The sequence below is a fragment of the Cloacibacterium normanense genome, assembly GCF_002943105.1.
GTDB lineage: Bacteria > Bacteroidota > Bacteroidia > Flavobacteriales > Weeksellaceae > Cloacibacterium.
Map to the genome: position 1 here is coordinate 82,784 of NZ_PTPZ01000008.1, position 25,879 is coordinate 108,662.

28 protein-coding genes and 1 other RNA gene are annotated in these 25,879 nt (G+C 33.5%); 20 read left to right on the forward strand and 9 right to left on the reverse strand.

What is annotated here, in order from left to right:
• The first annotated feature begins 25 nt into the window (after positions 1-25).
• The 5 genes from C3729_RS11510 to C3729_RS11530 all read left to right on the forward strand — a co-directional run bounded on the left by C3729_RS11510 (position 26) and on the right by C3729_RS11530 (position 4,966).
• A complete protein-coding gene (locus C3729_RS11510; protein ID WP_069798615.1) occupies positions 26-499 on the forward strand; it encodes a Fur family transcriptional regulator in 474 nt (157 codons plus the stop codon).
• Positions 499-2,244 (forward strand): OstA-like protein, encoded by a 1,746-nt coding sequence (locus C3729_RS11515; RefSeq protein WP_104794294.1) that lies wholly within the window; start codon positions 499-501, stop codon positions 2,242-2,244. Before C3729_RS11510 ends, C3729_RS11515 begins: the two co-directional genes overlap by 1 nt.
• A 126-nt stretch (positions 2,245-2,370) precedes the next feature.
• Complete coding sequence (locus tag C3729_RS11520) at positions 2,371-3,546, forward strand: aspartate aminotransferase family protein (protein WP_104794295.1); 1,176 nt, start codon at positions 2,371-2,373, stop codon at positions 3,544-3,546.
• A 138-nt stretch (positions 3,547-3,684) separates the two neighbouring features.
• The gene (locus tag C3729_RS11525; protein WP_104794296.1) at positions 3,685-4,071 is read left to right on the forward strand and encodes an START-like domain-containing protein; all 387 of its coding nucleotides are present in this window, start codon (positions 3,685-3,687) and stop codon (positions 4,069-4,071) included.
• Positions 4,072-4,156: 85 nt separating this feature from the next.
• On the forward strand, positions 4,157-4,966 hold the full coding sequence (locus C3729_RS11530; protein WP_104794297.1) for an aminotransferase class IV: 810 nt from the start codon (positions 4,157-4,159) through the stop codon (positions 4,964-4,966).
• A gap of 162 nt (positions 4,967-5,128) precedes the next feature.
• Here the strand turns inward: C3729_RS11530 and C3729_RS11535 are convergent, their stop codons facing one another.
• Complete coding sequence (locus C3729_RS11535; protein WP_104794298.1) at positions 5,129-5,677, reverse strand: YqgE/AlgH family protein; 549 nt, start codon at positions 5,675-5,677, stop codon at positions 5,129-5,131.
• A gap of 24 nt (positions 5,678-5,701) precedes the next feature.
• On the opposite strand from C3729_RS11535, the gene pdxH reads away from it, so the two are divergent.
• The gene (gene pdxH / locus C3729_RS11540; protein WP_104794333.1) at positions 5,702-6,346 is read left to right on the forward strand and encodes a pyridoxamine 5'-phosphate oxidase; all 645 of its coding nucleotides are present in this window, start codon (positions 5,702-5,704) and stop codon (positions 6,344-6,346) included.
• A gap of 48 nt (positions 6,347-6,394) precedes the next feature.
• Here the strand turns inward: pdxH and C3729_RS11545 are convergent, their stop codons facing one another.
• Positions 6,395-6,685 carry an HU family DNA-binding protein gene (locus tag C3729_RS11545; protein ID WP_069798629.1) on the reverse strand — a complete coding sequence of 97 codons (291 nt, stop codon included), beginning with the start codon at positions 6,683-6,685 and terminating at the stop codon, positions 6,395-6,397.
• 402 nt (positions 6,686-7,087) lie between these two features.
• On the opposite strand from C3729_RS11545, the gene panD reads away from it, so the two are divergent.
• From panD to C3729_RS11565, 4 genes are all read left to right on the forward strand, one after another.
• Positions 7,088-7,438, forward strand: a complete 351-nt coding sequence (panD, locus tag C3729_RS11550) for an aspartate 1-decarboxylase (RefSeq protein ID WP_069798631.1) — start codon at positions 7,088-7,090, stop codon at positions 7,436-7,438.
• Between the two features lie 11 nt (positions 7,439-7,449).
• Positions 7,450-8,481, forward strand: coding sequence for a lysylphosphatidylglycerol synthase transmembrane domain-containing protein (locus C3729_RS11555; protein ID WP_104794299.1), 1,032 nt, complete (start codon positions 7,450-7,452; stop codon positions 8,479-8,481).
• A 190-nt stretch (positions 8,482-8,671) separates the two neighbouring features.
• Positions 8,672-9,172: a peptidylprolyl isomerase gene (locus C3729_RS11560; RefSeq protein ID WP_069798636.1), complete on the forward strand. Its 501-nt coding sequence runs from the start codon at positions 8,672-8,674 to the stop codon at positions 9,170-9,172.
• Between the two features lie 84 nt (positions 9,173-9,256).
• Entirely contained in the window at positions 9,257-9,493 is a 237-nt protein-coding gene (locus tag C3729_RS11565) for a VF530 family DNA-binding protein (RefSeq protein WP_104794300.1), read from the forward strand.
• 244 nt (positions 9,494-9,737) lie between these two features.
• Here the strand turns inward: C3729_RS11565 and C3729_RS11570 are convergent, their stop codons facing one another.
• From C3729_RS11570 to C3729_RS11580, 3 genes are all read right to left on the reverse strand, one after another.
• Complete coding sequence (locus C3729_RS11570) at positions 9,738-10,118, reverse strand: YchJ family protein (protein WP_104794301.1); 381 nt, start codon at positions 10,116-10,118, stop codon at positions 9,738-9,740.
• A gap of 74 nt (positions 10,119-10,192) precedes the next feature.
• Positions 10,193-12,229 (reverse strand): M3 family metallopeptidase, encoded by a 2,037-nt coding sequence (locus tag C3729_RS11575; RefSeq protein ID WP_104794302.1) that lies wholly within the window; start codon positions 12,227-12,229, stop codon positions 10,193-10,195.
• Between the two features lie 22 nt (positions 12,230-12,251).
• On the reverse strand, positions 12,252-12,863 hold the full coding sequence (locus C3729_RS11580; RefSeq protein ID WP_104794303.1) for a hypothetical protein: 612 nt from the start codon (positions 12,861-12,863) through the stop codon (positions 12,252-12,254).
• 102 nt (positions 12,864-12,965) lie between these two features.
• On the opposite strand from C3729_RS11580, the gene C3729_RS11585 reads away from it, so the two are divergent.
• From C3729_RS11585 to rpoN, 8 genes are all read left to right on the forward strand, one after another.
• A complete protein-coding gene (locus C3729_RS11585; protein ID WP_104794304.1) occupies positions 12,966-13,484 on the forward strand; it encodes an SRPBCC family protein in 519 nt (172 codons plus the stop codon).
• A 93-nt stretch (positions 13,485-13,577) separates the two neighbouring features.
• Complete coding sequence (locus C3729_RS11590) at positions 13,578-14,033, forward strand: hypothetical protein (RefSeq protein ID WP_104794305.1); 456 nt, start codon at positions 13,578-13,580, stop codon at positions 14,031-14,033.
• A 100-nt stretch (positions 14,034-14,133) separates the two neighbouring features.
• Positions 14,134-14,643, forward strand: coding sequence for a nitroreductase (locus C3729_RS11595; protein ID WP_104794306.1), 510 nt, complete (start codon positions 14,134-14,136; stop codon positions 14,641-14,643).
• Between the two features lie 114 nt (positions 14,644-14,757).
• Entirely contained in the window at positions 14,758-15,318 is a 561-nt protein-coding gene (locus tag C3729_RS11600) for a 30S ribosomal protein S16 (RefSeq protein ID WP_069798862.1), read from the forward strand.
• Between the two features lie 129 nt (positions 15,319-15,447).
• Entirely contained in the window at positions 15,448-15,993 is a 546-nt protein-coding gene (rimM, locus tag C3729_RS11605; RefSeq protein ID WP_104794307.1) for a ribosome maturation factor RimM, read from the forward strand.
• A gap of 102 nt (positions 15,994-16,095) precedes the next feature.
• Positions 16,096-17,544: an asparagine--tRNA ligase gene (gene asnS, locus C3729_RS11610; RefSeq protein WP_069798866.1), complete on the forward strand. Its 1,449-nt coding sequence runs from the start codon at positions 16,096-16,098 to the stop codon at positions 17,542-17,544.
• A 69-nt stretch (positions 17,545-17,613) separates the two neighbouring features.
• A complete protein-coding gene (locus C3729_RS11615) occupies positions 17,614-18,159 on the forward strand; it encodes an ORF6N domain-containing protein (RefSeq protein ID WP_104794308.1) in 546 nt (181 codons plus the stop codon).
• 78 nt (positions 18,160-18,237) lie between these two features.
• Positions 18,238-19,704: an RNA polymerase factor sigma-54 gene (rpoN, locus tag C3729_RS11620; RefSeq protein WP_104794309.1), complete on the forward strand. Its 1,467-nt coding sequence runs from the start codon at positions 18,238-18,240 to the stop codon at positions 19,702-19,704.
• A 39-nt stretch (positions 19,705-19,743) separates the two neighbouring features.
• Here rpoN and C3729_RS11625 read toward each other — a convergent pair whose 3' ends face one another.
• Both C3729_RS11625 and C3729_RS11630 read right to left on the reverse strand, forming a co-directional pair.
• Entirely contained in the window at positions 19,744-20,421 is a 678-nt protein-coding gene (locus C3729_RS11625; RefSeq protein ID WP_104794310.1) for a beta-carotene 15,15'-monooxygenase, read from the reverse strand.
• Positions 20,414-20,950 carry an RNA polymerase sigma factor gene (locus tag C3729_RS11630; protein WP_069798872.1) on the reverse strand — a complete coding sequence of 179 codons (537 nt, stop codon included), beginning with the start codon at positions 20,948-20,950 and terminating at the stop codon, positions 20,414-20,416. The genes C3729_RS11625 and C3729_RS11630 overlap by 8 nt, the downstream gene beginning before the upstream one ends.
• A gap of 326 nt (positions 20,951-21,276) precedes the next feature.
• On the opposite strand from C3729_RS11630, the gene rnpB reads away from it, so the two are divergent.
• An RNA gene (rnpB, locus tag C3729_RS11635) (RNase P RNA component class A) lies at positions 21,277-21,606 on the forward strand.
• A 3-nt stretch (positions 21,607-21,609) separates the two neighbouring features.
• Here the strand turns inward: rnpB and C3729_RS11640 are convergent.
• Positions 21,610-22,485, reverse strand: a complete 876-nt coding sequence (locus C3729_RS11640; RefSeq protein WP_104794311.1) for a polyphosphate kinase 2 family protein — start codon at positions 22,483-22,485, stop codon at positions 21,610-21,612.
• 79 nt (positions 22,486-22,564) lie between these two features.
• Positions 22,565-22,993, reverse strand: coding sequence for a DUF1573 domain-containing protein (locus C3729_RS11645; protein WP_104794335.1), 429 nt, complete (start codon positions 22,991-22,993; stop codon positions 22,565-22,567).
• A gap of 202 nt (positions 22,994-23,195) precedes the next feature.
• On the opposite strand from C3729_RS11645, the gene C3729_RS11650 reads away from it, so the two are divergent.
• Positions 23,196-25,811 (forward strand): valine--tRNA ligase, encoded by a 2,616-nt coding sequence (locus C3729_RS11650; protein ID WP_104794312.1) that lies wholly within the window; start codon positions 23,196-23,198, stop codon positions 25,809-25,811.
• The last annotated feature ends 68 nt before the right edge of the window (positions 25,812-25,879 follow it).

Sequence of the window (25,879 nt, forward strand, 5' to 3'; positions counted from 1 at the left end):
ATAAATTTGCTTTTCAATTAAAACAATGGAAGCTACTCAAAAAGAAAAAAATATAGGTGTAATAAAAGATGTTCTGAAGCAATATTTACAAGATAAAGCCTACAGAAACACTCCAGAAAGATATGCCATTTTAGAAGAGATTTATAATATGGATCATCACTTTAATGTAGATGATTTATATCTCATCATGATTAATAAAAAATATCATGTTTCTAAGGCAACCATCTATAATACTATAGAAATTTTTCTAGATGCAGGCTTGATTCGTAAACACCAGTTCGGCGAAAAGACACTCTCTTCATCTTCTTACGAAAAATCTTATTTTGATAAGCAACATGACCATTTAGTGATTTACAAAGATGGCTCAGACAAAGAGATTGAAGAAATTATAGAATTTTGCGACCCTAGAATTCAGGGCATCAAACAATCTATCGAAGAAGCGTTTGGCGTGAAAATTGACAATCATTCATTATATTTTTACGGCCACAAAAAAAAATAATGAAAAAAATCCTTTTCGTACTCTTCATTTTTATTTATGCTTTAGGTTTTTCGCAGATTGATAAACTCAATTCCAAAGAACCTTTAGTAAAAGATCCTTATTTCAAAAAAGAAACCAATGTAGCGGTTCAGCCTGGTCAAAAAGTACGTTTTATTCACTCAGATTTATTCGAAAGAAAACCAGATATGTACGGAGGAAATCCTTTCTTCACAGGAAATGTTCAGTTTGAACATCAAGGTGCCATGTTGACGGCAGACCGAGTGATTTTTTACGAAAAAGAAAATTTCGCTAAAGCCATTGGAAAGGTTTTGCTTGTTACTTCAGACGGAAACAGAATTACCTCAAACGAAATGGAGTATGATGGAAATACTCAACGAGGAATTGCCCGTGGAAAAGTGGTGCTTACTGATGCGAAACAAACCATTACTACAGATATTTTGTATTATGATAGAGTAAAAAATACCGCTTATTTCAATTCTGGAGGAACTATAAATGATGGTAAAAGTACCATGTGGAGCCAAACTGCTACTTATTTCATAGATTCTAAAACCAATGAATTTACCAATAATTACACTATTGATAATGCCCAGTATAGAGTAGAAGGAAAAAATATTAAGCATTACCAAAATACCAATATTGCTGAATTTTTCGGGCCTACAACCATTATCAATAAAGAAAAACCTTCTAATTACGTCTACACTGAAAATGGGAAGTATCTTATGACTGAAAAACAGGTGTATCTTAATAAAAATTCTAGAATTTATTACAATGGTAAAATTCTGAAAGGAGATAAAATGTTTTTTAATCAACTCACAGGTTTTGGTAAAGCAGAAGGAAACGTGAGATTAGATGACCCGAAAGAAAATCGTTACATCATCGGTGGTTATGGAGAAATCTACGAAAAAATAGATTCGGCGATGATTACCCAAAAACCTTATGCGGTAAAAATCATGAATCAAGATACAGCTTACATCGCTGCAGAAAGATTTTTAAGTTACCAAAAATTAGATTCTACCCAAAAGAAAAAAAGTTTCCTTCGTGGCTATAAAAAAGTAAGGTTGTTCATGACTAAAGCCCAAGGTAGAGCAGATTCTTTGAGCTTTAATGAAACGGATGGAATTCTTCATTTAAACGTGAAACCTCTTTTCTGGAGCGGAGAAAAACAAATTTCTGGAGATAAAATCGAAGCCTATTTCAACACAACGGAACAAAATATAGACTCTCTAAAAGTCATCGGAAATGCATTTGCCATTTCTAAAGCAGATTCTCTCACGTTGAAAGACGAGTTTAATCAAGTGAAAGGAAATTTAATGACCGTTTTTTATCAAAACAACGAAATTAAAATTGCCAAAGTAACAGGGAATGCTCAAGCTATTACTTATGCAGATTCTGAAGATGCGCAGACCAAAAAATTAGATAGAATCGGTATTGCGCTTTCTACTTGTGGACAAATTGAAGCACTTTTTGAAGAAAGAAAAATTCAGATTCTCTCTTGTAATATTGGAGCCAATTCTGATATTTACCCGATGAGTATGATTGCTCCAGAGAAAAGAAAATTCACAGATTTTAATTGGAATACCAAAGACCGACCACGGAAATGGGAAGATATTTTCCTCGATACGCCTAATTATGAAGAAGTGAAATATGAAACAGATGATACGCTGTACCAAAAAGCGGAAGAACTTCGTAAGAAAGAGGAAGCCAAGAAAAAACCAAAAACCATCAAAAGAGATAGAAAACTATAAATCAATAGAGTCGGACTTTAGTCCGACTTTTATTTTTGAATTCATATTTGGCTTTATCGAAACTTAAATTTCAAAATTTTTCAAAAACTTCCATCTTCCAACTTTTATCTTCTTTATCTTTGCAAAATGAAACAAGAATTTTTCAAATATCAAGCACAAACTACTCCTTATGCAGCAGGTTTCGAAGTAGAAAAAGCAGAAGGAAGTTATATTTATGGTAAAGATGGTAGAGCTTATTTAGATTTTGTAGCGGGAGTTTCTGCCAATACTTTAGGGCATTCTCATCCTAAAGTGGTTAATGCAATTAAAGAACAGGCAGATAAATATCTTCACGTAATGGTTTATGGAGAATACGCTCAAGAAAAACCAGTAGAACTGTGCAGACTTTTAGCAGAAGCTACTCCAGAACCTTTAGAAGTTACCTACTTGGTAAATTCTGGTGCAGAAGCCATCGATGGAGCATTGAAATTAGCAAAAAGATACACAGGACGAGAAGAAATCATCTCCATGAAAAATTCTTACCATGGCAATACTCATGGTGCTTTGTCGGTTTCTGGGAATGAGTTTCACAAGAGAGAATTTCGTCCTTTGTTGCCGATGATTTCTTTCATAGAATTTAATAACGAAGAAGAATTTTCTAAAATTACCGAAAAAACAGCTTGCGTAATCGCAGAAACGATTCAAGGAGCTGCAGGTTTTTTGACGCCTTCTCAAAATTATTTTAAAAATTTAAAGAAAAGATGTGAGGAAGTTGGGGCTTTATTAATCCTTGACGAAATTCAGCCAGGTTTTGGAAGAACAGGAAAATTATTTTCTTTTGAACATTATGATATGGTTCCTGATATTCTCGTGATGGGAAAAGGAATGGGAGGTGGAGTTCCAGTTGGCGCATTTATGAGCTCTGCAGAAATTATGAAATCACTTCAGCATTCTCCTAAACTAGGACACATTACTACTTTTGGCGGAAATCCTCTCATTGCAGCGGCGAGTTATGCAACTTTAAAAGAAGTTTTAGAGAGTAGTTTAATGAATGAAGTAGAAGAAAAAGAAAAACTGTTCAGAGAATTATTGGTTCACCCAAAAATTAAAAAAGTAAACGGAAGAGGTTTAATGCTCGCAGTAGAATTAGAATCTCCAGAGTATACATTAGAAGTAGCGAAGCGTTGTATGGAAAAAGGACTCATTGTTTTTTGGCAACTCTACCGAAATGAATTTATGAGGATTTCTCCACCGTTAACCATTAGTAAAGAAGAGATTAAAAAAGGCTGCGAAATTATTTTAGAAACTTTAAATGAAGAATAAACAAAAAAAGGGGTTTTAAATTTTTAAAACTCTTTTTTTTTATGCGAAAACTCATATAGAAATTATATATTTTATCGAAAAATAGTTGCAGATATATAAAATTAATTTATATATTGCGACACCAAAAATGGTAAAAATATGACGAAACATAAGGTACAGTTTGAATATACAATGCATTGTCTTTCAGAGATTTTGTATGAATATATGGCAACTGCAGAAGGCCTTTCAGAATGGTTTGCAGATGAAGCAGTAGAAAGAGGTGATGACTTTTATTTCAGTTGGAATGGTGGTCCCGCAGAAAAAGCGACATTAATCAGATATAAACCTGAATCTTTTGTGCGTTTCCGTTGGGAAGAAGACGAAGGAACAAAATATTTCTTCGAAATGACCATTATCATTGATGAAATTACCAATGACCTTTCTCTTAATATTACCGATTTCTGCGAAAAAGGAGATGAAGAGGAAACCAGATTATATTGGGATAATCTCATCGAAAATTTACAAATCAAACTAGGCGCGGCTTAATCTTTCAACCCAAGTAAAAAGATTGATAATTGAAATTTCAGTTATCATTTTTTTTGCAATTTTCATAACTAAAAATCATTACAACATGATTTATCTAAACGGACAAAAAACACAAGAAATAGTACTTCAGAATAATGCATTTTTAAATGGCGATGCTGTAAAAGTTCATTTTTTTGTTAAGAATCATCAGTTGATTATGGCAGAAGAATGCTACTTTTTTTTGATGGCTTCAATGCGAAAAATGAGAATGAATATTCCGCTTTCTTTTACGCTTGAATTTTTCACAGAAACCTTTAATAAAGCCATTTCTGAAAATAATTTAGAACTGGGAGTGATTACTTTTATGGCGTTTAGAAACAGAGAAGATGTGCTTTCTTCTAGAACGCCAGTGCAATATTATTTTGAGTTGAATCCTCATGTAAATGTACTGTCTATCCATAAAAATATTGAAATAGATTTGCTTAAAGAAATTTCAGTAAATACCAATATTTTGAGCAATATCAGAACGCATTCGCCGGAAAATATTTATGCAGAAATCTATGCTGCTGAAAATGATTTAGACGATGTAATTTTGCTCAATCCAGATAAAAGAGTAGCGAGAACCATCTCTGGAAATATCTTGTTGCTGGAAGAAAATACGATTAAAATCCCGAAACAATCAGAAGGTGCTTATATTTCTCCGTTAATGGAAAATTTCGTGACTTTCCTTCATAAAAATGCTTTTGTCATCATCGAAGAAGCAGAATTAAGTGCTTTCGAAACACAAAAAGCAGAAGAAATTCTCGTAATTTCTGATGAAAAAGGAGTTTTTTCGGTATCAAAAATTAGAAATAAAGAATTTGGCAACGAAAGATTCTCTGCAATGGTAGAATCTTGGAGTAATAGTTTCGCTTAAAATTGACGAACTCGGCAATCAACCTTTTGTAAGGTCCATTACCGAGTTCTTTTATTGAGAGTTTAGATAAAAACCCAGTTTAAGCGATAATTATTTCTAAAAGAAATCCTAAATTTTTGTTAAACATTCTGCCTCAACTTTTACCTCTACCTTTACCTCAGCCTAATTCAAGCTCACATTTTCTGGAGAATTGGCCCAAAGCAAATAATCTCCGCCTAGATTTTGCATAATTTTTTTCCAAAGCGTTTGATCATTTGGCGAGGTGTAATCCAATTGAAAAAGGTCTACTACCGTCCACATTTTATTCTGAATTTCTTGGTCTAATTGATAAGGACTCCATCCAGAATAACCCTTAAAGATTTTTACTTCTTGTTTATTGAGGTCTTGGTTTACCATGGCAGAAACAATTTCTTCTTGCTGTTCTGTTATATAGAAATCTTCATCAATTGGTAAATATTCAGAAGTGAAAGGTTTTCCTTTGACTAAAAAAAATATACGATCTGTTTCTACAGGACCGCCTTCATACACTTCTAATTCGGTACCGAGTAAATGCTTCATGTTTTCGCTCATGAAATGATTTTTCTTGTTCAAAATAAATCCAAATGCGCCATGAGCATCATGCTCTATAATTAAAACTACAGAGCGAGAAAATATGTCCCCCGAAATATCAGGTGTAGAAATTAAAATTTTACCTTTGTAAGAATTATTCATTACTCAAATTTAAAAAAAATTTTGATGGAAAATCTTCATGATAAAAGAAAAGTATACGAAAAGTCACAATTATTAGAAAGCGAAATTAAAGAAAATCCTATCGAAATGTTTCGAGATTGGTTTCTGGATGCAGAAGAAAGTCCTTCTGTTTCTGAAGCAAATGCGATGGCAATTTCTACGGTAGAAGATGATGGTTGCCCCAGAACCAGAATGGTTTTGCTAAAGGCTTATACTTGGGAAGGTTTTATTTTCTATACCAATTATGATAGCAAAAAAGGGAAGGCTCTTCAAAAAAATAATAAGGCTTGTCTTCACTTTTTTTGGCCAGGTTTAGAAAGGCAGATTGTCATAAAAGCGGATTTAGAAAAAGTGGCCGAGAATTTAAGTGATGGCTATTTCGGTTCAAGGCCAAGAGGAAGTCAATTAGGTGCAGCAGTTTCTCCACAGAGTTCTGTAATTCCTAATCGAGAATATTTAGAAGATAAATTAGCAGCATTAGAAAAAGAATACGAAGGAAAAGAAATTCCTAGACCTAAAAACTGGGGCGGATTCATCGCAAAACCTTATCAGATAGAGTTTTGGCAAGGAAGACCTAACCGTTTGCATGATAGAATTATCTATGAGCTTGATGAAAATTACAATTGGAAAATATCAAGATTAGCTCCATAAGAAAAGCCTCACCGAAAGGTGAGGCTTAATTCTTTTGAATAATTTGAATTATTTCTTTTTAGCACCTGAAACAGCAGCAGCTAAATCAGCACCAGCTTTGAATTTTGCAACTTTTTTAGCAGCAATTTTGATTGGTTTTTTAGTTGCAGGGTTAATACCTTGTCTTGCAGCTCTTTCAGCTACTGAGAAAGTACCAAAACCAACTAAAGCAACTTTACCATCTTTTTTCTTAAGAGTAGCAGTTACGTTAGCAACGAAAGACTCAAGAGCAGCTTTAGCAGCAACTTTAGTAATACCGGCATCTTTTGCCATTGCGTCGATTAATTCAGACTTGTTCATAGTTATAAATATTAATTGTTAATTTGTTACGTAAGACAAATATATAACAATTTTCATATTGTGCAAATTTTTTTCACAATATTAATAATAATTATAGTTTTTTCTATAAATTAACGAGAAAATGATAATTGTTATCTATTACAATAAATAGGCTTTTCCGAGCATTGAAATTCTTTTTATATGCTTTGAATAGAGTGTTTTTTAAATAAGCGTTTAATGAATTTCTAAATTATGAATTTGTTAATTTGATATTTTTTTTCCTCTTTTTTGTTATTAAATATAATGTTTAACTTGTTTATCTGCTAAAATGTCTTTTTTTAAATGGAATTTGGCGAAATATTATATTTGTTTAAATCTCAGATAATTCTTTACTAATCAATTAATTTATTTTAAATTTGCGCCATGTTAATAGAAGTTTTTAAATCAAAAATTCATCGTGTTACGGTTACTGCTTCTGACCTTAATTACATCGGCAGTATTACAGTAGACGAAGACCTTATTGATGCCGCAGGTTTAGTGGTAGGAGAGAGAGTTTACATCGTAAATGTAAATAATGGCGAACGTTTTGATACTTATGTTATAAAAGGTAAAAGAAAATCTGGTGAAATTTGTCTCAACGGACCAGCCGCTAGAAAAGTGCAAAAAGGAGATGTAATCATCATTATTTCTTACGCGCAAATGTCTGTAGAGGAAGCACAAAACTTCCAACCGAAAATTATTTTCCCAGACGAAAAAACCAATCTTCTTACTTAATTGCTATTCTTTTGGAAAATCAAAAAAAATCATCGTCTCTTAAAACAGTTTCTACGATACTGGTATCTATTGCTTTTGCAGCCCTTTTTATGTGGTTTGCATTAAAAGGATTAGATTTTACAAATATCAAAGCCTCTTTAGCTAAAGCCAATTATCTTTGGGTTTTTGCCGCTATGATTTTTGGGTTATTAGCTTATTGGTTCAGAGCAGTTCGTTGGAATTTATTATTAGAACCGATGGGTTACCAGATTTCTAATTCTAATTCATTGTGGACGATTTCTTTCGGGTATCTCATGAATCTTACCATTCCTAGAAGTGGCGAATTAGCACGTTCTACTGCTTTATATGGCGTAGAAAAAGTACCGGTAGATAAATCTTTCGGAACCATTATTTTAGAAAGGGTAGTAGATTTATTCTGTATGTTAGGATTTTTGGTTCTTACGATAGTTTTTAAAGAAGACGCCATTGTTACTTTTTACCAAAAATCAGGGATTAAAATAAATCCTACTTATATTATAGGTGGAATTGCAGTATTGGTAGTAGGAACTTTTATTTTTTTTAAATTCAAAGACAAGTTTACCCATCTTCCTCTGATAGGAAAAGTGATAGAATTTGTAGAAGGGATTTTTCATGGGTTAACTACCATTTTCAAACTCAAGCAAAAAGGTAAATTTATTATATTATCTATCGCGATTTGGGTTGCTTATTATTTGGCAGCGTATTTAGTGTGTTTCGCATTGCCAGAAACTTCAAGTTTTACATTTGCAGACGGATTTTTCTTAATTGTAGTAGGAACATTAGGAATGATGGTTCCAGCTTCTGGAGGAATTGGAGCATTTCACCTAGCTATGAAATTAGGTATTTCTGCCCTATTTCTTTCTATGGGAAAAGATGCTAAATTGGGAGGTGAAGTAGGATTAAGCTATGCTTTTATTTCTCATACCATGCAATTGGTAATTATGCTAGTAATGGGACTTATTTCTATTCCTATGCTTGCAAAAGCTAGAAATGAAGCGGTAAAATCAAAAGAAATATCACAATAATTGATAGAAAAGAACTTTTTTGGTCGAATTCTAAAGAATTAATTTTTTTGAAAGATTTATTGGTTCAATTTAGATAAGAGTTTAAAAAAAAACAGGTCAATTTGGCAGTTAAAAGTTTTATTTTCTCCAAAGGCAAGAAAATTGACACCAATAGAATAAAAAGAGAGCATTCTCTAAAAAATAAAATATTATGACAATAGACAACCAACAAGTAGTTGCACTCAACTATGTTCTTCACACAGATGGAGAAAATAACGAAAAAGTTCTTGTAGAAAAATCAGATGCGGGAAATCCGCTTACATTTTTATATGGAGTGGGAATGATGATTCCAAAATTTGAAGAAAGCATAAAAGGATTAACTTCTGGCGATAAAGCTTCTTTTACTATTTTGCCGGCAGAAGGTTACGGCGAGAGAAATCCTCAAGCAGTAGCACAATTGCCTTTAGAAATGTTCAATGAATCAGGAATGCCACCAGTTGGTGCAATTCTTCCACTTTCAGATAATCAAGGAAATAATTTCCAAGCAGTAGTGGTAGAAGTTACTCCAGAAGTGGTAGTAGCAGACCTTAATCATCCAATGGCTGGAAAAACTTTATATTTCGATGTAGAAATCGTAGATCATAGAGAAGCTACTGAAGAAGAACTAGCGCATGGACATGCACACGGAATTGATGGCAACTCTGGTCACTAATTTCTAATCTTTTTTTGAAATTATACCTAAAAAAATATTTTAAAAACAAAAAATCCCGAAATTTTCGGGATTTTATTTTATAACATGGAACAGAATTCTAAAGATCCTTTACACGGGAAAAGATTAGATGCCATTCTCGAAGAATTGGTAGATTATTACAATGGTTTCGAGGAACTGGGAAAGCAAATAAACATTCGTTGTTTCAACGAAAATCCGAGCATCAATTCTTCGCTTAAATTTCTACGAAAAACAGATTGGGCAAGGAAAAAAGTGGAAAGCCTTTATCTCTATGTTTTGAGACAAAAGAAGAAAAATAAATAATTGTTTTTAGTATATGTTAAAAATTAATAAACCGCAAAAGAGACAAAAGAAAGGATTGAAAACAAGTATTTCAAAAGTAAAAAAAGTAAAATATTCTACTTTTTTTACTTTTGGATTGCTTTAAGAAATAAAAAGCTTTTGTCTCTTTTGTGGTTTTAAAAATCATTTTAAAAACTTGTCGTGTTCTAAAATAATTTTCGCTGATTAGGTTATTAAAAAAACGTAAAATTAACTGAATTTCACTTTAATCTAAAAATTTCCCTGAAACATAATACCATTTTTTATCTACCTTTTTAAAAGTGGATAACTCATGATGAATGTTTTCTTTCCCGAATTTATCTGTGAAATACGCTTTAAATTCTACTTCTTTTTCGCTGGAATTGATGATTTCAAGTTTTGTCCAAGTGTTTTCTTTTCCCCAAGCTTCCAATTCACTTTTGTCATGAAATTTTCTTTTGCTGGGCAATGTGGTTTGCCATAAATATTCACCATTCGGAATGGCAAATGCAGCATAACGAGAACGCATCAGTTCTTCCGCAGTTTTTGGAAACTCTTTTTTAGAATGAAACGGCTCGCAACATTCATCGTACAATTTTTCTGAACAACAAGGGCAAAGATTTTTCAAATTTTAGATTTTAAATTTTAGATTTTAGATTGGTTGTTATTTTCAATTTTCAATTTTCAACTTTCCATATTCCATTAACCAAAAGCTCTTTTCAATAAACTTTCTACTTTCGGTTCGCTTCCTCTGAAATTTTTGTACAATTCCATCGGATCTTTTGTTCCTCCACTAGAAAGTAAAACTTTGTATTTTGCTGCAATTTCAGGATTGAATATTCCATTTTCTTTGAAATATTGAAAAGCATCTGCATCTAATACTTCTGCCCACTTGTAAGAATAATATCCCGCAGAATATCCTCCTTGGAAAATATGTGAAAAACTTGTGCTAACAGCTGTTTCTGATAGAGTAGGATAAACTTGAGTCGCTTTGATGGTTTCGGTTTCAAAGGTTTTTACATCTTCTACTTTTACGTTTTCAGCGTGATAAGACATGTCCAAAATTCCGAAGCTGAGTTGTCTCAAGGTTTGATAGCCTTCCATAAAGTTTTTAGAATCTTCTATTTTCTGAATTTTTTCATCTGGTAAAACTTCACCCGTTTGATAATGTTTCGCAAATGTTTTCAAAAATTCTGGTTCGTAACAGTAATTTTCTAAAAATTGCGAAGGCAATTCTACAAAATCCCATTTCACAGAAGTTCCAGAAAGATTTGGATACTGAGTGTTTGCCAAAACACCGTGTAAAGCATGCCCGAATTCATGGAAAAGCGTGGTGACTTCGTTGAAAGTCAGTAAACTAGGTGTTTCTGAGGTAGGTTTGGTAAAATTACAAACTACAGAAATGTGCGGTCTGTGATTTTCGCCATTTTTGATGTATTGATTTTTAAAACTCGTCATCCATGCTCCCGCTCTTTTCCCCTTTCTTGGATGATAATCGGCATAAAGCAAAGCTTTGAAACTTCCATCTTCCGACTTCTGACTTCCAACTTCTAGAACTTCATACGTTTTCACATCAGTGTGATATTTTTGAATGTCACTGGTTTCTACAAATTCTAACCCGAAAAGTTTTCCAGCTAACCCGAAAACCGCTTCTTGTACTTTGTCTAACTGGAAATAAGGTTTCAATTCTTCATCATTGAAATCAAATTTTTGTTTTCTGAGTTTTTCGGCATAATAAGCGTGGTCATAACTTTGCATTTCTGTAATTCCATCTGCTTTTGCTAAAACGGAAAGCTCTTCCACATCTTTTTGGGCAAAAGGTTTTGCTTTAGTCAATAATTCGTTCAAAAATTCTAACACTTTCTGTGGAGATTTTGCCATTCTTTCTTCTAAAACATAATCTGCAAAAGATTTGTAGCCTAACAATTGCGCTTTTTCTTGACGAAGTTTTACCAATTCTTTGATGAGATTTTGGTTGTCAAATTCACCACCATCAAAAGATTTTTTTCCGTTTGCAATTGCCAATTCTTTTCTCAATTCACGATTTTCAGCATAAGTAAGTACAGGAAGTAAACTCGGGAATTGAAGCGTAATCACATAACCTTCTAGATTTCTTTCTTTTGCTTCTTCTTCATATTGCGCAAGAATTGCCTCTGGAATTCCAGCCAAATCATCTTTGTTGGTCAAGTGTTTATAATATTGATTGGTCGCTGCCAAAACGTTTTGTCCGAATTGTAAAGATTTTTTAGAAAGCTCAATATTGATATTTTTGAGTTGTTCTTTTTTCTCGTCATTCAGCAATGCACCGTTTCTTACAAAACCTTTGTAGGTTTCTTCTAGAAGCATTTTTTGCTCTTCGTTAAGCGTGTAATGGTCTTTTTCGTCGTAAACTTTTTTAATTCTTGAAAAAAGTTGTTCGTTTTGCGAAATTTTAGAAGCAAATTCGGTCAATAAAGGCGAAACTTCTTGAGCGATTTGTTGAATTTCGTCATTCGTTTCAGCAGAATTAAGGTTGAAGAAAATACTAGAAACCACATCTAATTGTTCACCAGAATAAGCCAAAGCTTCGATGGTGTTTTCGAAAGTAGGCGTTTCAGGATTGTGAGTGATTTCTTCTATTTCTTGCAAAGATTTGTCTATCAGTTCTTTGAATGCAGGTAAGTAATGTTCTTCTTTTATTTCTGCAAATGGAGCTGAATTATATTGGGTGTTAAATTTCTGTAAGAGTAAATTTGTCATTTCTAAAATTTTAACAAAAATACTAATATTCTTTATGATAACCTATCCCAAAATCTAGCCCAATTCCCATGAAACTATGTTTAGAAATATTTCCTAAAAATTTAAAGCCTACACTGTTCCCTAGAGCAGTAGGTTTGCCTACAGGAATTAATTCATAAATTCTATAAGGACTTTTTTCCGATTTGAACCATTTTATAGAAATTTCAAATGGACAACCTGCGTAATTTTTTGATTCTGTATAGGTTTTGTCATAATCATCTTTCTTATAAATTTCATATTTGTTGGTAGAAATTCCTACAGAAAAACTGTACGCAAAATTGTCTTCTATGAATCTTCTTCCGTATAAAATACCAACTTCCGTGTTTTTAAAATCACTTGAAGGGAATGGGATTGGTGTTACAGGAGTGATTGGGATAGCTTTTACGCTTAATTGGTTAAACTCTGAATATCTGGCTGTAAATAAATTTTTATTCTTTTCATAATTGATGCTTCCGTATTGTATAATGCCGCCAGAATTGTTAATTTCTTTAGCGTATCCCAATCCAAGGTCAAAAAATAGGATGGGATTTGTTTTTTGTGCTAAAATATTGGAAAATATAGATAAGCAAACAACTATTAAAAAAGATTTTTTCATGGTTCTTGATTTTAGATATTCAAATTTAGTTCATTTTTCTATAACAAATGTTGATTTAGTTCATTTTATTATCTTTGTTAAAACACTGAAAATATTCACACTATGAAAAAGTTTTTAAAAATCCTTTTGGCAATTCTAGCCGTTTTGGTGATTGCCATGTTCGTTATTGGTGAAAAATACCATTATGAAAAATCGATTGTCATTAATGCTCCTGCAGAAAAAGTGTATTCACATCTCAATTCTATGAAAGCATTTAATGAATGGAATCCTTGGATGAAATTAGACCCGCAGTTGCAATCTACTTATTCTGGAGTTTCTGGTCAGATTGGCGATAAGCATTGCTGGACAAGTGATAAAAAAGATGTAGGAAATGGATGCCAAGAAATCACAGCACTTATTCCAAATCAGAAACAAAGCACTAAAATGGCTTTTGAAGGTCAAGGTGAAGCCACTTCTGATATTGTATTGACACAAGAAGGAAATGCTACAAAAGTGGTTTGGACGCTAGATGCAGAAATGGAATATCCTTCTAATCTAATGAAGCCAATGATGGATTACTGGATGGGAAAATCGTATGAAGAAGGACTCCAAAATTTGAAAAAACTTTCAGAAAAACCTTAATTTAAAATTTTAGAAATATAGAAAACGGGAAATTTCCCGTTTTTTTATTTTTCGATATTTCAAAAGAGAATTTTATCTTCGCTGAATATTTTAATGAAGATGTTGGTCAAAGATTATGATAAAACTGCACTGAGGAATTTTGTGAAAGACACAATTTCTGGGAAGATAAAAACGCTGGAGTTTTATCTCAATTTTACTTTGGAAGCAACGAGAGAAGTAAAGAAAACTTCTAAGTATGATTCCATAAGGGAAGAAATGCAAGAAGAAATTTATCACTTGGATAAACAAATGTTTGCGCTCAAAACCATGCAAAAGAAAATGAATCAGGTGCTTCGTCATTCTTCGGATAGAGTAAAACTTGGTTCACTGGTCATTACCAATAAAGCCAGATTTTATCTTTCGGTTTCTCTCGGCGAGTTTTTTTACGAAGGAGATCGGTTTTATGCGATTTCAGAAGAAAGTCCGATGGCTAAAATCATGTTAGGCAAAACCGAAGGCGAAGAATTTGTTCTCAATAGAATTCACCAAAAAATTGAAAAAATTATTTAATTAATTTTGTCAAATATCAATAGAGCGGACTTTAGTCCGCTTAGTAATAATCAATCATTCCATTTGGCTTTAGCCAAAACTTAACAGCTTTTTTTTAAAAATGAACAATTCAGAAATTTTAAAACAAATCATAGAGAGCAGAAAAAGTACGTATCCCAAAGATTATACTAGCGAAGAAATTTCTCAAGAAATCTTAGATGAAATCTTAAGTTCTGCACAGTTTGCGCCCAATCACAAGAAAACAAAACCTTGGAGATTCCGTATTTTTAGAGGAGAAGAAAAGCAGCAGTTGGCAAAAGAAATTCAGAAAATTTACAAAGAAACTACGCCAGAACACTTGTTTTTAGAGAAAAAATATCTTGATTTTGCAGATAAAATTGCCAAAACAGACACCGTGGTTACCATTTCTGTAAATTTCAGTGGTTTGCTTCCAGAATGGGAAGAAATTGCAGCAACTTCGATGGCGGTTCAGAATATGTATTTAACTTGTACGGCAAATCAAATAGGTTGTTATTGGAGTTCTCACACAGTAATAAATCATCTCGGTGAATTTCTGAATTTAGAAGAAAATCAACGTTGTCTCGGATTGTTTTATTTAGGGAAAGTTTAAGTTTCAGCTTCCAATAACAAACACTGGGCAAAATTTTTTTGAAACAAAATATTTTACTATCTTTGCACACTTAAAAATATTAACAGGGACGAGTTCCCATAAATTCACAACAATATGTCAGTAAAAATTAGATTACAAAGACACGGTAAAAAAGGAAAACCTTTTTTCCACATCGTAGTAGCAGATGCTAGAGCAAGAAGAGATGGTAGATTCATCGAGAAATTAGGAATTTACAATCCAATTACTAACCCTGCAACAATTGAACTAGATGTAGATTCAGCTGTTAAATGGTTAAACAATGGTGCTCAACCAACTGATACTGCAAGAGCTATCCTTTCTTACAAAGGTGCTTTATACAAAAAACACTTACAAGGTGGTGTAGCGAAAGGTGCTTTCGACGAAGCTGAAGCTGAAAAAAGATTCAACGCTTGGTTAGAAGCTAAAGAAGCTGCTGTAAACGCTAAAAAAGACGGTTTAACTCAGTCTAAAGAAGCTGCTAAAAAAGCTGCTCTAGAAGCTGAAGCTAAAGTAAACGAAGCTAGAATTGCTGCTGCTGCTCAAGCAGAAGCTGATGCTAAAGCTGCTGAAGAAGCTGCAAACGCAGAACCTGTAGCTGAAGAAACTACTGAAGAAACTCCAGCTGCTGAAGCTGAAGGAACTGAAGCAGAAGCATAACAATTTTAGAAATAAAATGTACTAAAGACGCAATTTATTGCGTCTTTATTCTTTTAAAACAAAGTATATTTGCATCATAAAACCAAATAAAATTTTTTTGGTTTTTAAAAAATTTTAAAATATCAACCCATGAAAAAAGAAGATTGCTATTTTTTAGGAAAAATTACCAGAAAACACGGTCTAAAGGGAAATGTAATCATAAAACTAGACACAGACCAACCAGAATTATACAATAAACTGGAAGGGATTTTTGTGGAAGTGAACGGACTTCTCGTGCCTTTTTTTGTGGAAAAGCAACAATGGGGAAATGATAACTCTAAAATCATTACTTTCAAGAATTCTTCTGAACAATTGGTAGAACAATCTATTGGAAAGAATGTTTTTTTACCACTTTCTACCTTGCCAAAACTTTCAGGGAATCAATTTTATTATCACGAAGTCATTGGGTATGAAATCAGAGAAGAAGATGGTAAATCTTGCGGAAACATTGTAGAAATAAACGACCAAACTGCACAACATTACTTTATTCTAAAATTAGCAGACAAAGAAATCATCATTCCAATTATCAAAGGCTGGATTCTAGAAGTAAACCGTGAAGAAAAATTTATCAAAATGCAATTGCCAGAAGGATTGATGGATGTTTTCTTAACGCCATCCAAGAATGACGAGCAATAAAATTATTCTTTTCAAAAACTAATTTTTAAAACCGTAAAAATCTCCGCGTTACATCAAAAATTACGCCAAAATTTCTTATTTTTGCTGAATAATTATGAAGTCATGAGTAAGAAGACCATTAAAGAAATTTTAGGAGATTATAAAAAACTTTTACATCACGATATTACCATTCAAGGTTGGGTGAGAGCATTCCGTTCTAACCGTTTCATCGCATTGAATGACGGTTCTACGATAAACAACATTCAGATTGTAGTAGATTTCGAAAATTTCGACGAAGAAATCATCAAAAATATTAAAACTGCTTCTTCACTTAAAATTACCGGTGAGGTAGTAGAAAGTGAAGGAAAAGGTCAAGATATAGAAATCATTGCGAAGAAAATTACAATTCTTGGTGATAATTTCTCTGAAGAAATGGAAAAAACTGTTCTTCAACCAAAAAAGCACTCTTTGGAAGTTCTTCGTGAGCAGGCGCATCTTAGATTCAGAACCAATCTTTTCGGCGCGGTTTTCAGAGTGAGAAGTGCGGTAAGTTTTGCGATTCACCAGTTCTTTAACCAAAATCATTTCTTTTATATGAACACGCCAATTATTACTGGTGCTGATGCAGAAGGTGCTGGTGAAATGTTTGGAGTGACGAATTTTGATTTAAATCAAATTCCAAGAGATGAAAACGGTGACATCGATTTTGCACAAGATTTCTTTGGCAAAAAAACCAATTTGACGGTTTCTGGTCAGTTAGAAGCGGAAACAGCAGCGATGGGATTAGGTAGAGTGTATACTTTTGGGCCGACTTTCCGTGCAGAGAATTCTAATACTACAAGACACTTAGCAGAATTCTGGATGGTAGAACCAGAAGTGGCTTTCAATAATTTAGAAGACAATATTGATTTGGCTGAGAATTTCTTGAAATATGTAATCGGGTATGTTCTAGAAAATTGCAAAGACGATTTGAAATTTTTAGACCAAAGATTTGCTGAAGAACAAAAACAAAAACCAGAAAAAGATAGAGCCAAAGAAGGTTTAATAGAAAAACTAGAAAACGTAATTAAAAAACGTTTCATGAGAGTTTCTTATTCTGAAGCCATCGAAATTCTATTGAATTCTAAAGAAAATAAAAAAGGAAAATTCCAGTTCCCAATTGAAGAATGGGGCGCAGATTTACAATCAGAACACGAGCGTTATTTGGTAGAAAAACACTTCGAATCTCCAGTCGTTTTATTTGATTATCCTAAAGAAATCAAGGCATTCTACATGAGATTAAACGAAGATGGGAAAACCGTAGCGGCAATGGATGTTCTTTTCCCAGGAATTGGAGAAATCATTGGTGGTTCACAAAGAGAGGAAAGATTAGATGTTTTGAAAACCAAAATGCAAGAAATGCACGTAGATGAACATGAACTTTGGTGGTATCTAGATACTAGAAAATTCGGTTCTGTTCCGCATGCTGGTTTCGGTTTAGGTCTAGAAAGATTAATTCTTTTCGTAACAGGAATGACTAATATTAGAGACGTGATTCCTTTCCCTAGAACTCCGAAAAACGCTGAGTTTTAAGGAAAATTAAGGTTGTGTCTAGATATTTTTTAATCTACCGCCTTAAAATTTCAGAAAACTAATAACCAAATGCTTATAAAATTTAACAACATCGAGGAAACGATAATTACCTTGAGAAATGAAAAAGTAATTATCGATAGTGATGTAGCAGAATTGTATGGAGTAGAAACTAAAAGAATAAATGAAGCGGTAAAAAACAATCCTGAAAAATTTCCGCATGGATATATTTTAGAGATTGACAAAACAGAAATTGAAGATTTGCGGTCGAAATTTTCGACCACAAAATGGTCGTCAAAATCTAGAGTTTTGCCAAAAGCTTTTACAGAAAAGGGTTTATATATGTTGGCTACGATTTTGAAAAGTCAAAAAGCAACACAAACGACCATCGCTATTATTGAAACTTTTACAAAAATTAGAGAATTATCTCGTACTGTTTCAGAATTGGCAGAAGTAAAAGATGAAAGTGAACAAAAATCTTTGATGCAGAAAAGTGGTGAAATTATTTCGGATATTTTGGGAGAAGAAATGAAAACGACAGATACAGAAACCACTGTAGAACTCAATTTTGCGGTATTGAAATTTAAACACACCATCAAAAGAAAAACCGATAAATAAATTTTATAAAAATAATTTTTAAAAATATAACACTCCAAAAATTCAAATTGATAATTTTGAATTTCTAAATAATAAACAATGCTCAAACAAAACCTACAAATAAAATTAGGACAAAAATTAGCTCCTCAGCAAATTCAGTTGATGAAGTTGATACAGCTTCACACGCTAGAATTTCAGGAAGAGTTAGAGCGTGAGTTAGAAGAAAATCCTGCCTTGGAAGTAGTTAAAGAAGACAGTGGTGATGAGGATGATTTTAGCAGTTTAGACTCGGATTACGAAAGTGAAGGAAGCGAAAGCATAGATACTGATTTTGATGTAGATGAATATTTGTATGATGATGAGCCTTCTTATAAAACCGCTTCTAGCAATTATTCTGCAGATGACGAAGATTTTGATAACGAAAGTTTATTAACAGAAGGACAGTCTTTGTATGATTATTTGATGGAGCAAATCCACTTGTCTAGTATAGACGATGAAGACCTGAAAATTGCAGAATACATAATCGGAAATCTAGATAATGACGGATATTTGAGACGTGAGATTAAAGCTATTGTAGATGATTTGGCTTTTTCGCAAGGGATTTATACCACTCAAGAAAAAGTAAAGGAAATTCTAGAAAATTATGTTCAAAAACTTGATCCAGCTGGAGTAGGAGCGAGAGATTTACAAGAATGTCTTTTATTGCAAATTGAGAAAAAAGTAAGCAGAGATAAATCGGTGATTTTAGCGGGTAATATTTTAAGATATCAGTTCGATGCTTTAACCAATAAACATTACGGCAAAATCATCAATAAATATGATATAGAAGAAGAAGATTTAAAAGATGCACTGGAAGTGATTTCTAAATTGTCTCCAAAAGTAGGCGGGAATTTTGATACACAAACCATCACCATCAATCAAGAAATTATTCCAGATTTTGTGATTCAAATAAAAGATGGACAAGTTTTACCGCTTCTGAATAGTAGAAATGCACCTACACTTAGAGTTTCTGAGGAATACAAAGAAATTTTAAGCACCTATTCTCATGATAAAAACTCTGCGGAACATAAACAGGCCGCACTTTTCATCAAACAAAAGTTAGATGCTGCAAAATGGTATATTGACGCCATTAATCAGAGACAAAATACGCTGATGCAAACCATTTCTGCGATTGTAAAATTACAGAAAGAGTATTTCTTAACCGGAGATGAAAAAAACATCAAGCCAATGATTCTGAAAGATATAGCAGATATAACAGGATTTGATATTTCTACGATTTCTAGAGTGGTGAAAAGCAAATATGCAGACACGCCAAGTGGAATTATTTTGCTTAAAAATTTATTCTCAGATTCATTGACGAATGATGATGGCGAAGAAGTTTCGACCAAGGAAATTAAAAACCATTTGCAAGAAGTCATCAGTCATGAAGACAAGAGAAAACCATTGACAGACGATGCTTTGGTAGATGTTTTGAAGGAAAAAGGATACAACATTGCTAGAAGAACGATCGCAAAATACAGAGAACAACTCAATATTCCAGTCGCAAGATTGAGAAAAGAATTATAATAAAAAAAACCTTCAGTAATGCTGAAGGTTTTTTATTGTTTATTGTTCCTGTTCTATTTTTTGCAATTGCTCTAGATTTCTGCTCAGTCTGCTCATAATAATTCCGTAGACAATTCTGTAATACAGCCAAATCATGAGAACGCCTAAACCAATACTTATCACTATTCCAGTGATAAATCCTATCAAAGTGGCTTGGTTTAAATGAATGTTTTGAGCTTGCAACACATTCATAATGAAATAAGTAATAATCCCCGAAAAAACAATCAATAAACCAATGTTGGTGAAGATAAATAAATTCACCGTTCTTTTGAACTTGATAATTTGGAGAATAAAATTTTTCAAATTGCATTCTACCTTAATTTTTAGGTAATTTCTATAAAAAAGAAAAACAAAAATCGCGGTAATCAGTAAACTAAAGACTTTCAAGGCAAAATAAAGATGCTCAAAATTCATTTCCACATCATCATTCATTTGCACGCCCAGTTTTTCTAAAATATTAGTAAAACTATTGCTTCTTTGAGTAGAAAAAATCGTACAAATCCCAACAATGGCGAAAAATAAAAATTCTGCCAAACTTATCCAGAAAATATATTTTACATAGTTGGTAGATTTTTTATTGAGCATTCCTTCTATTTCAGACGTGTTATACACATCAGAAACGGGTTGTTCCTGCCAAGATTTTTTAAATTGGTCTATATTGAAATCTTCATTAAGCATGTTGAGTCATCAATTCTTTAAGTGTTTTTTTGAGTCTGTTCATTTTTACACGGGCATTTACTTCTGTAATCCCTAGGTTTTCTGCAATATCACGGTAAGGCAAATCGTCTAAATACATCATCACAATCGCACGTTCTACTTTTGGGAGCATTTTTATCACCTTATAAAGCAGAGTGATTTGTTGTTGCTTTTCGTCATCATCTTCCACATAATCTCTGTGGTGAAAATCCATCAACTCATCGGTTTGAGGAGATTTCGTTTTCTTTCGGAAAAGCGTAATGGCCGTATTGAGCGCTACTCTGTACATCCAAGTAGAAATTTTGGACTGTCCTTTGAATGAGTCGTAACTGCGCCAAAGTTGTAACACAATTTCTTGAAAAAGATCCTGTTCATCTTCCAGAGAATTGGTATATAATCTGGAGACTTTTATAATAAGCCCCTGATTTTCTTTTACCAACTTAGAAAATTCTTTTTGTTTAGAATCCAATTTTTTAGAAATTAAAGAACGAAGATAAGAAAATGCGCTCATTAATGAATGCCAAAACATATTTTTTTTCTTGGGCGCCAAATTCCTCATTCCGCTCCCGCTTTTTTGTTTTTTAGATTCTTCTACTTCGCTCAGAATGACAAAAAACAAAAAGAGCTCCGCTCAACTCGGGGCGCAAGTTTAGGGATTTTTAGAAACCATTTTTTTTTAAAATAACTTTCAGTGAAAAATACAACCAACCCTTTCTGCGTTTTTTGAGGAATCTGTAAAACGCAGAAAGGGTACAGAATAATAAAAATACATTCCACAACATCCGACCTCTAACCTCTGACATCTAACATTCAAAATTTCCGTATCTTTGCACTCCACGAGAAAAACAGCTTGTTGATTCCAAGAAATTGGGGTAGGAAAGTCCGGACATCACAGAGCAGCATAAAGGTTAACAACCTTCCGTCGTGAGACGAGGACAAGTGCAACAGAAAGCAAGTACAGTTCGGCTGTAGTGAAATCAGGTAAACTCTATGCGATGCAATGGTAAGTATATCGATGCTTTTTAGAGCAATCTAAGAATAGGAGTAGCTCGCTCCGAAAATCGAGGGGTAACCAGCTCAAGGTTTGTAGTAATGTAAACCGTAGATAAATAACAAGCGTCCCGATTCATCGGGAAACAGAATCCGGCTTATCGTTTTTCTCGTGGTTTTTTATTCGCTTTCCAACTGCTTTTTCGCATCATCCAGTCCTGCTCTCTCTTCTTCTGAAAGTGTAGGATATTGCAGATTCATTTTTTCTAGCGTTTCTATAATAATTTGTATAGCTGCTACTCTTGCAAACCATTTTTGATCTGCAGGAATCACAAACCAAGGTGCGTGATCTTTACTGGTTTCGGAAATGGCTTCTTCGTAAGCCTTCATATATTGGTCGAAAACGGCACGTTCTTTTAAGTCGCCAATAGAAAATTTCCAGTTTTTTTCTTGTTCAGCAATTCGGTCTAGGAAACGTTTTTTCTGCTCTTCTTTGGAAACGTGGAGAAAAATTTTCACGATTTTCGTTCCATTTCTAGCGATATGTTTTTCAAAATCTTTGATGCTTTCGTATCTGTTTTTCCAGAATTTTTCATCGATTTCGTTAGTAGATTTCCAAACTTTTTCGCTTAGATTATATTCAGGATGCACTTTACACACCAAAACACTTTCGTAATGACTTCGGTTGAAAATTCCTATTTTCCCTTTTTCTGGTAAAGCCAAATAATGCCTCCAGATGAAATCATGACTGTATTCTTTAGAAGTTGGCGTTTTAAAACTGGTCACTTCGCAACCTTGCGGATTTACTCCACCGAATACATGTTCTATCAAACTGTCTTTTCCGGCAGCATCCATCGCTTGTATCACTACCAAAAGTGATTGACTGCCATCTGCGTAAAGCTTTTCTTGAAGTTCATAGAGTTTTTTCTTCTCTGCATCAAGCATTTTTTGACCTTCTTCTTTGGTCAGTTCGCCTTTATAATCGGTGTTGAAATCTTTGAGATTGAATTTTTGATTTTCTTTTACAAGAAAGTTATCGGTGAAATTGGTATCCATTTTTAAAGTGTTTTGTTCAACTAAAGATAATAAAAAAAACCGACTGTAACTAGTCGGTTTTATATTATTTAATAGCTGATTATTTTATAGTTACAGCATCTTTTTTCTGGTCAGAAGTATTTTTTACTTCTGCTTCTTTTGCATTTCCTTCTACTTTTCCTTGAATGTAAAGAACGATTCTTCCGTTTACTGGGTCATTAGAAAATACATCAATAGATTTTTTAAAAGGGGCAATATTAGCAGTGTTATAGTGAACTTTTATTTGTCCTGATTTTCCTGGCATAATTGGATCTCTTGGCCATTCAGAAGCTGTACAGCCGCAACCAGGTTGTACGTTAGAAAGAACTAGAGGTTTGTTACCAGTATTTTTAAAAGTAAAAACTCTGTTTCCATCAGCGTTTACAGGAATAGTGCCGTAATCAATTGTTGTTTTTTCAAAAGAAATAGTTTGTGCAGAAGAGAAAACAAAACCTCCTATAAGCAACAAACCTCCAATAAATTTTTTCATATCTAGAAAGTTTTTTTGTTGTAAATTAAAGTTCAAAATTATAAATAAATTCTGTAATTAAATTCAAATTCTTCTTTTTTATTTTACATTGTCTCATTCTTATTCCAAAATTCTCAAAAAGAAGAGTTTTAACCATTTAAAAATTCACATTTTATCGTATTTTTGCAAATTACAAGCCAAACTCATTTTTATTTAAAAATTTATGCAAATTTCAGAAAAATATAATCCTCAGGAAACAGAACAGAAGTGGTACAATTACTGGTTAGAAAACAATTATTTTCATTCTACTCCAGATAACAGACCTCCTTATACGATTGTAATTCCGCCACCAAACGTGACGGGTATTCTTCACATGGGACACATGTTAAATAATACCATTCAAGATGTTTTGGTCAGAAGAGCCAGAATGCAAGGATTTAATGCACTTTGGGTTCCGGGAACAGACCACGCTTCTATCGCTACTGAAGCTAAAGTGGTAGCGAAACTGAAATCTGAAGGAATTAATAAGTCTGATATTACCCGAGATGAATTTTTAGTTCACGCTTGGGATTGGACGCATAAATATGGCGGAACAATTCTTGAACAATTAAAGAAATTGGGTTGTTCTTGTGATTGGGACAGAACGCGTTTCACGATGGAACCGAAATTGTCTGCTCAAGTCATCAAATCTTTCGTTGATTTATACAATAAAGGTTTGATTTACAGAGGTTACCGAATGGTGAACTGGGATCCAGAAGCCAAAACCAATATTTCTGATGAAGAGGTGATTTATAAAGAACTCAATGGGAAACTTTGGTACCTTAAATATAAAATTGAGGGTTCTGAAGAGTTTATTTCTGTGGCTACCACTCGTCCGGAAACTATTTTCGGTGACGTAGCGGTTTGTGTAAATCCTAACGATGAAAAATATGCGCATCTGAAAGGCAAAAACGTAATCGTTCCGATTGTAAATAGAGTCATTCCAATTATTGAAGATGAATATGTGGACATGGAATTCGGAACTGGAGCGTTGAAAATCACTCCAGCTCACGACATTAATGACTACGAAATCGGTCAAAAGCATAATTTGCCAATGATTGATGCATTAGATGATGATGGTAAACTGAATGAACACGGATTGCATTACAACGGAAAAGATAGATTCGAGGTTAGAAAACTGATTGCTAAAGAATTAGAAGAAAATAATCTTTTGGTAAAAGCCGAAGATTATGTAAATAAAGTTGGAACTTCTGAGAGAACAGGAGCTGTAATTGAACCAAAAATTTCTCAACAATGGTTCCTGAAAATGTCTGAAATTGCGAAGCCAGCTTTGGATGTAGTAATGAATGACGAGGTGAAATTCCACCCAGAAAAATTCAAAAATACGTACAGACATTGGATGGAAAACATCCGTGATTGGAATATTTCTCGTCAATTGTGGTGGGGGCAGCAAATTCCAGCGTATTATTATGGAGAAGGAAGTGAGGATTATGTGGTTGCAGAAAATGTAGAAGAAGCTTTGGTCTTAGCCAAAGAAAAATCTCAAAATCCAGATTTACAAATTTCAAATCTTCATCAGGACGAAGATGCTCTAGATACATGGTTCTCTTCTTGGTTATGGCCTATGTCCGTTTTTGATGGAATGTTAGATGAAAACAATGAAGACATCAAGTATTATTATCCGACTTCTGATTTGGTAACTGGTCCAGATATTATTTTCTTCTGGGTAGCCAGAATGATTATGGCAGGATTAGAATTTAAAGGCGAAGTTCCTTTTAAAAATGTATATTTTACAGGAATTGTTAGGGATAAACAACGCAGAAAAATGTCTAAATCACTCGGAAACTCTCCAGACCCAATAGAATTGATTGAAAAATATGGCGCAGATGGAGTAAGAGTAGGGATTTTGCTGAGTTCAGCAGCCGGTAATGATTTGCTTTTTGATGAAGATTTAATGTTGCAAGGAAGAAACTTCGCGACTAAAATCTGGAACGCTTTCAGACTCATTCAAGGTTGGAAAAAAGAAGACAAACCAGCGAATGAAGCAGATCTTCAGACGATAGAATGGTTCGGAAATCAAATGAATAAAACCATTGCCGAAATCAATGACCAATTCTCAAAGTTCAGAATTTCTGATGCGTTGCATTTGATTTATAAACTGATTTGGGACGATTTCTGTGCGTGGTATTTAGAAGCCATCAAACCAAATTATGGAGAAGGAATTTCTCAAGAAGTTTATGATAAAACCATCGTTTATTTTGAGGAATTGATGAGATTGTTACATCCTTTCATGCCATTTTTAACTGAAGAATTGTATCAGGCAATTGCAGAAAGAAGCACAGAAGAAGCTTTGGTGATTGCTCAACAGAAAAAAGCAGAACCTTTCTGCGAAGAAAATATAAAAGCCTTCGAAACGGCTAAAGAATTGATTTCTGGCGTTAGAAATTACCGTCAAAGCAAAGGGATTTCGCCTAGAGAAGCCGTAGAATTATTTACCAATGCTGTTGCTTTCGAAAATGAAGCGGTGGTGAAAAAATTAGCCAACATCTCTGAAATTAATTTCGGAAATAAAACGGACAAACCAAGTTTCACTTTCTTAGTGGGAGCTACAGAAGTTTCTATTCCATTGAGTGAAAACCTTGATTTAGAAGAAGAAAAAGCAAAAACAGAAGAAGAACTAAAATACTTAAAAGGCTTTTTAATTTCGGTAGAAAAGAAATTATCTAACGAAAAATTTGTTGCTGGTGCTCCTGCTCAAGTAGTAGAAAACGAGCGCAAAAAACAAAAAGATGCGCAAGATAAAATTGCAATTTTAGAAGAAAAATTAAAAACATTGTAGGGATTGGAAGTCTGATGTGAGGTGCTCTTTTGCATTTTGCATAAGACCACACCCAACTTCCTTTCATC

What these genes read in the sequence shown, in the direction of transcription:
- C3729_RS11515 (WP_104794294.1), top strand. Translation starts at nt 499, where the DNA reads ATGAAAAAAATCCTTTTCGTACTCTTCATTTTTATTTATGCTTTAGGT.
- C3729_RS11520 (WP_104794295.1), top strand. Translation starts at nt 2,371, where the DNA reads ATGAAACAAGAATTTTTCAAATATCAAGCACAAACTACTCCTTATGCA.
- C3729_RS11600 (WP_069798862.1), top strand. Translation starts at nt 14,758, where the DNA reads ATGTCAGTAAAAATTAGATTACAAAGACACGGTAAAAAAGGAAAACCT.
- C3729_RS11630 (WP_069798872.1), bottom strand. Translation starts at nt 20,950, where the DNA reads ATGAGCGCATTTTCTTATCTTCGTTCTTTAATTTCTAAAAAATTGGAT.
- C3729_RS11525 (WP_104794296.1), top strand. Translation starts at nt 3,685, where the DNA reads ATGACGAAACATAAGGTACAGTTTGAATATACAATGCATTGTCTTTCA.
- C3729_RS11535 (WP_104794298.1), bottom strand. Translation starts at nt 5,677, where the DNA reads ATGAATAATTCTTACAAAGGTAAAATTTTAATTTCTACACCTGATATT.
- rpoN (WP_104794309.1), top strand. Translation starts at nt 18,238, where the DNA reads ATGCTCAAACAAAACCTACAAATAAAATTAGGACAAAAATTAGCTCCT.
- C3729_RS11575 (WP_104794302.1), bottom strand. Translation starts at nt 12,229, where the DNA reads ATGACAAATTTACTCTTACAGAAATTTAACACCCAATATAATTCAGCT.
- pdxH (WP_104794333.1), top strand. Translation starts at nt 5,702, where the DNA reads ATGGAAAATCTTCATGATAAAAGAAAAGTATACGAAAAGTCACAATTA.
- C3729_RS11545 (WP_069798629.1), bottom strand. Translation starts at nt 6,685, where the DNA reads ATGAACAAGTCTGAATTAATCGACGCAATGGCAAAAGATGCCGGTATT.
- C3729_RS11585 (WP_104794304.1), top strand. Translation starts at nt 12,966, where the DNA reads ATGAAAAAGTTTTTAAAAATCCTTTTGGCAATTCTAGCCGTTTTGGTG.
- C3729_RS11565 (WP_104794300.1), top strand. Translation starts at nt 9,257, where the DNA reads ATGGAACAGAATTCTAAAGATCCTTTACACGGGAAAAGATTAGATGCC.
- C3729_RS11595 (WP_104794306.1), top strand. Translation starts at nt 14,134, where the DNA reads ATGAACAATTCAGAAATTTTAAAACAAATCATAGAGAGCAGAAAAAGT.
- C3729_RS11625 (WP_104794310.1), bottom strand. Translation starts at nt 20,421, where the DNA reads ATGCTTAATGAAGATTTCAATATAGACCAATTTAAAAAATCTTGGCAG.
- panD (WP_069798631.1), top strand. Translation starts at nt 7,088, where the DNA reads ATGTTAATAGAAGTTTTTAAATCAAAAATTCATCGTGTTACGGTTACT.
- C3729_RS11530 (WP_104794297.1), top strand. Translation starts at nt 4,157, where the DNA reads ATGATTTATCTAAACGGACAAAAAACACAAGAAATAGTACTTCAGAAT.
- C3729_RS11645 (WP_104794335.1), bottom strand. Translation starts at nt 22,993, where the DNA reads ATGAAAAAATTTATTGGAGGTTTGTTGCTTATAGGAGGTTTTGTTTTC.
- C3729_RS11580 (WP_104794303.1), bottom strand. Translation starts at nt 12,863, where the DNA reads ATGAAAAAATCTTTTTTAATAGTTGTTTGCTTATCTATATTTTCCAAT.
- rimM (WP_104794307.1), top strand. Translation starts at nt 15,448, where the DNA reads ATGAAAAAAGAAGATTGCTATTTTTTAGGAAAAATTACCAGAAAACAC.
- asnS (WP_069798866.1), top strand. Translation starts at nt 16,096, where the DNA reads ATGAGTAAGAAGACCATTAAAGAAATTTTAGGAGATTATAAAAAACTT.
- C3729_RS11510 (WP_069798615.1), top strand. Translation starts at nt 26, where the DNA reads ATGGAAGCTACTCAAAAAGAAAAAAATATAGGTGTAATAAAAGATGTT.
- C3729_RS11650 (WP_104794312.1), top strand. Translation starts at nt 23,196, where the DNA reads ATGCAAATTTCAGAAAAATATAATCCTCAGGAAACAGAACAGAAGTGG.
- C3729_RS11560 (WP_069798636.1), top strand. Translation starts at nt 8,672, where the DNA reads ATGACAATAGACAACCAACAAGTAGTTGCACTCAACTATGTTCTTCAC.
- C3729_RS11615 (WP_104794308.1), top strand. Translation starts at nt 17,614, where the DNA reads ATGCTTATAAAATTTAACAACATCGAGGAAACGATAATTACCTTGAGA.
- C3729_RS11590 (WP_104794305.1), top strand. Translation starts at nt 13,578, where the DNA reads ATGAAGATGTTGGTCAAAGATTATGATAAAACTGCACTGAGGAATTTT.
- C3729_RS11640 (WP_104794311.1), bottom strand. Translation starts at nt 22,485, where the DNA reads ATGGATACCAATTTCACCGATAACTTTCTTGTAAAAGAAAATCAAAAA.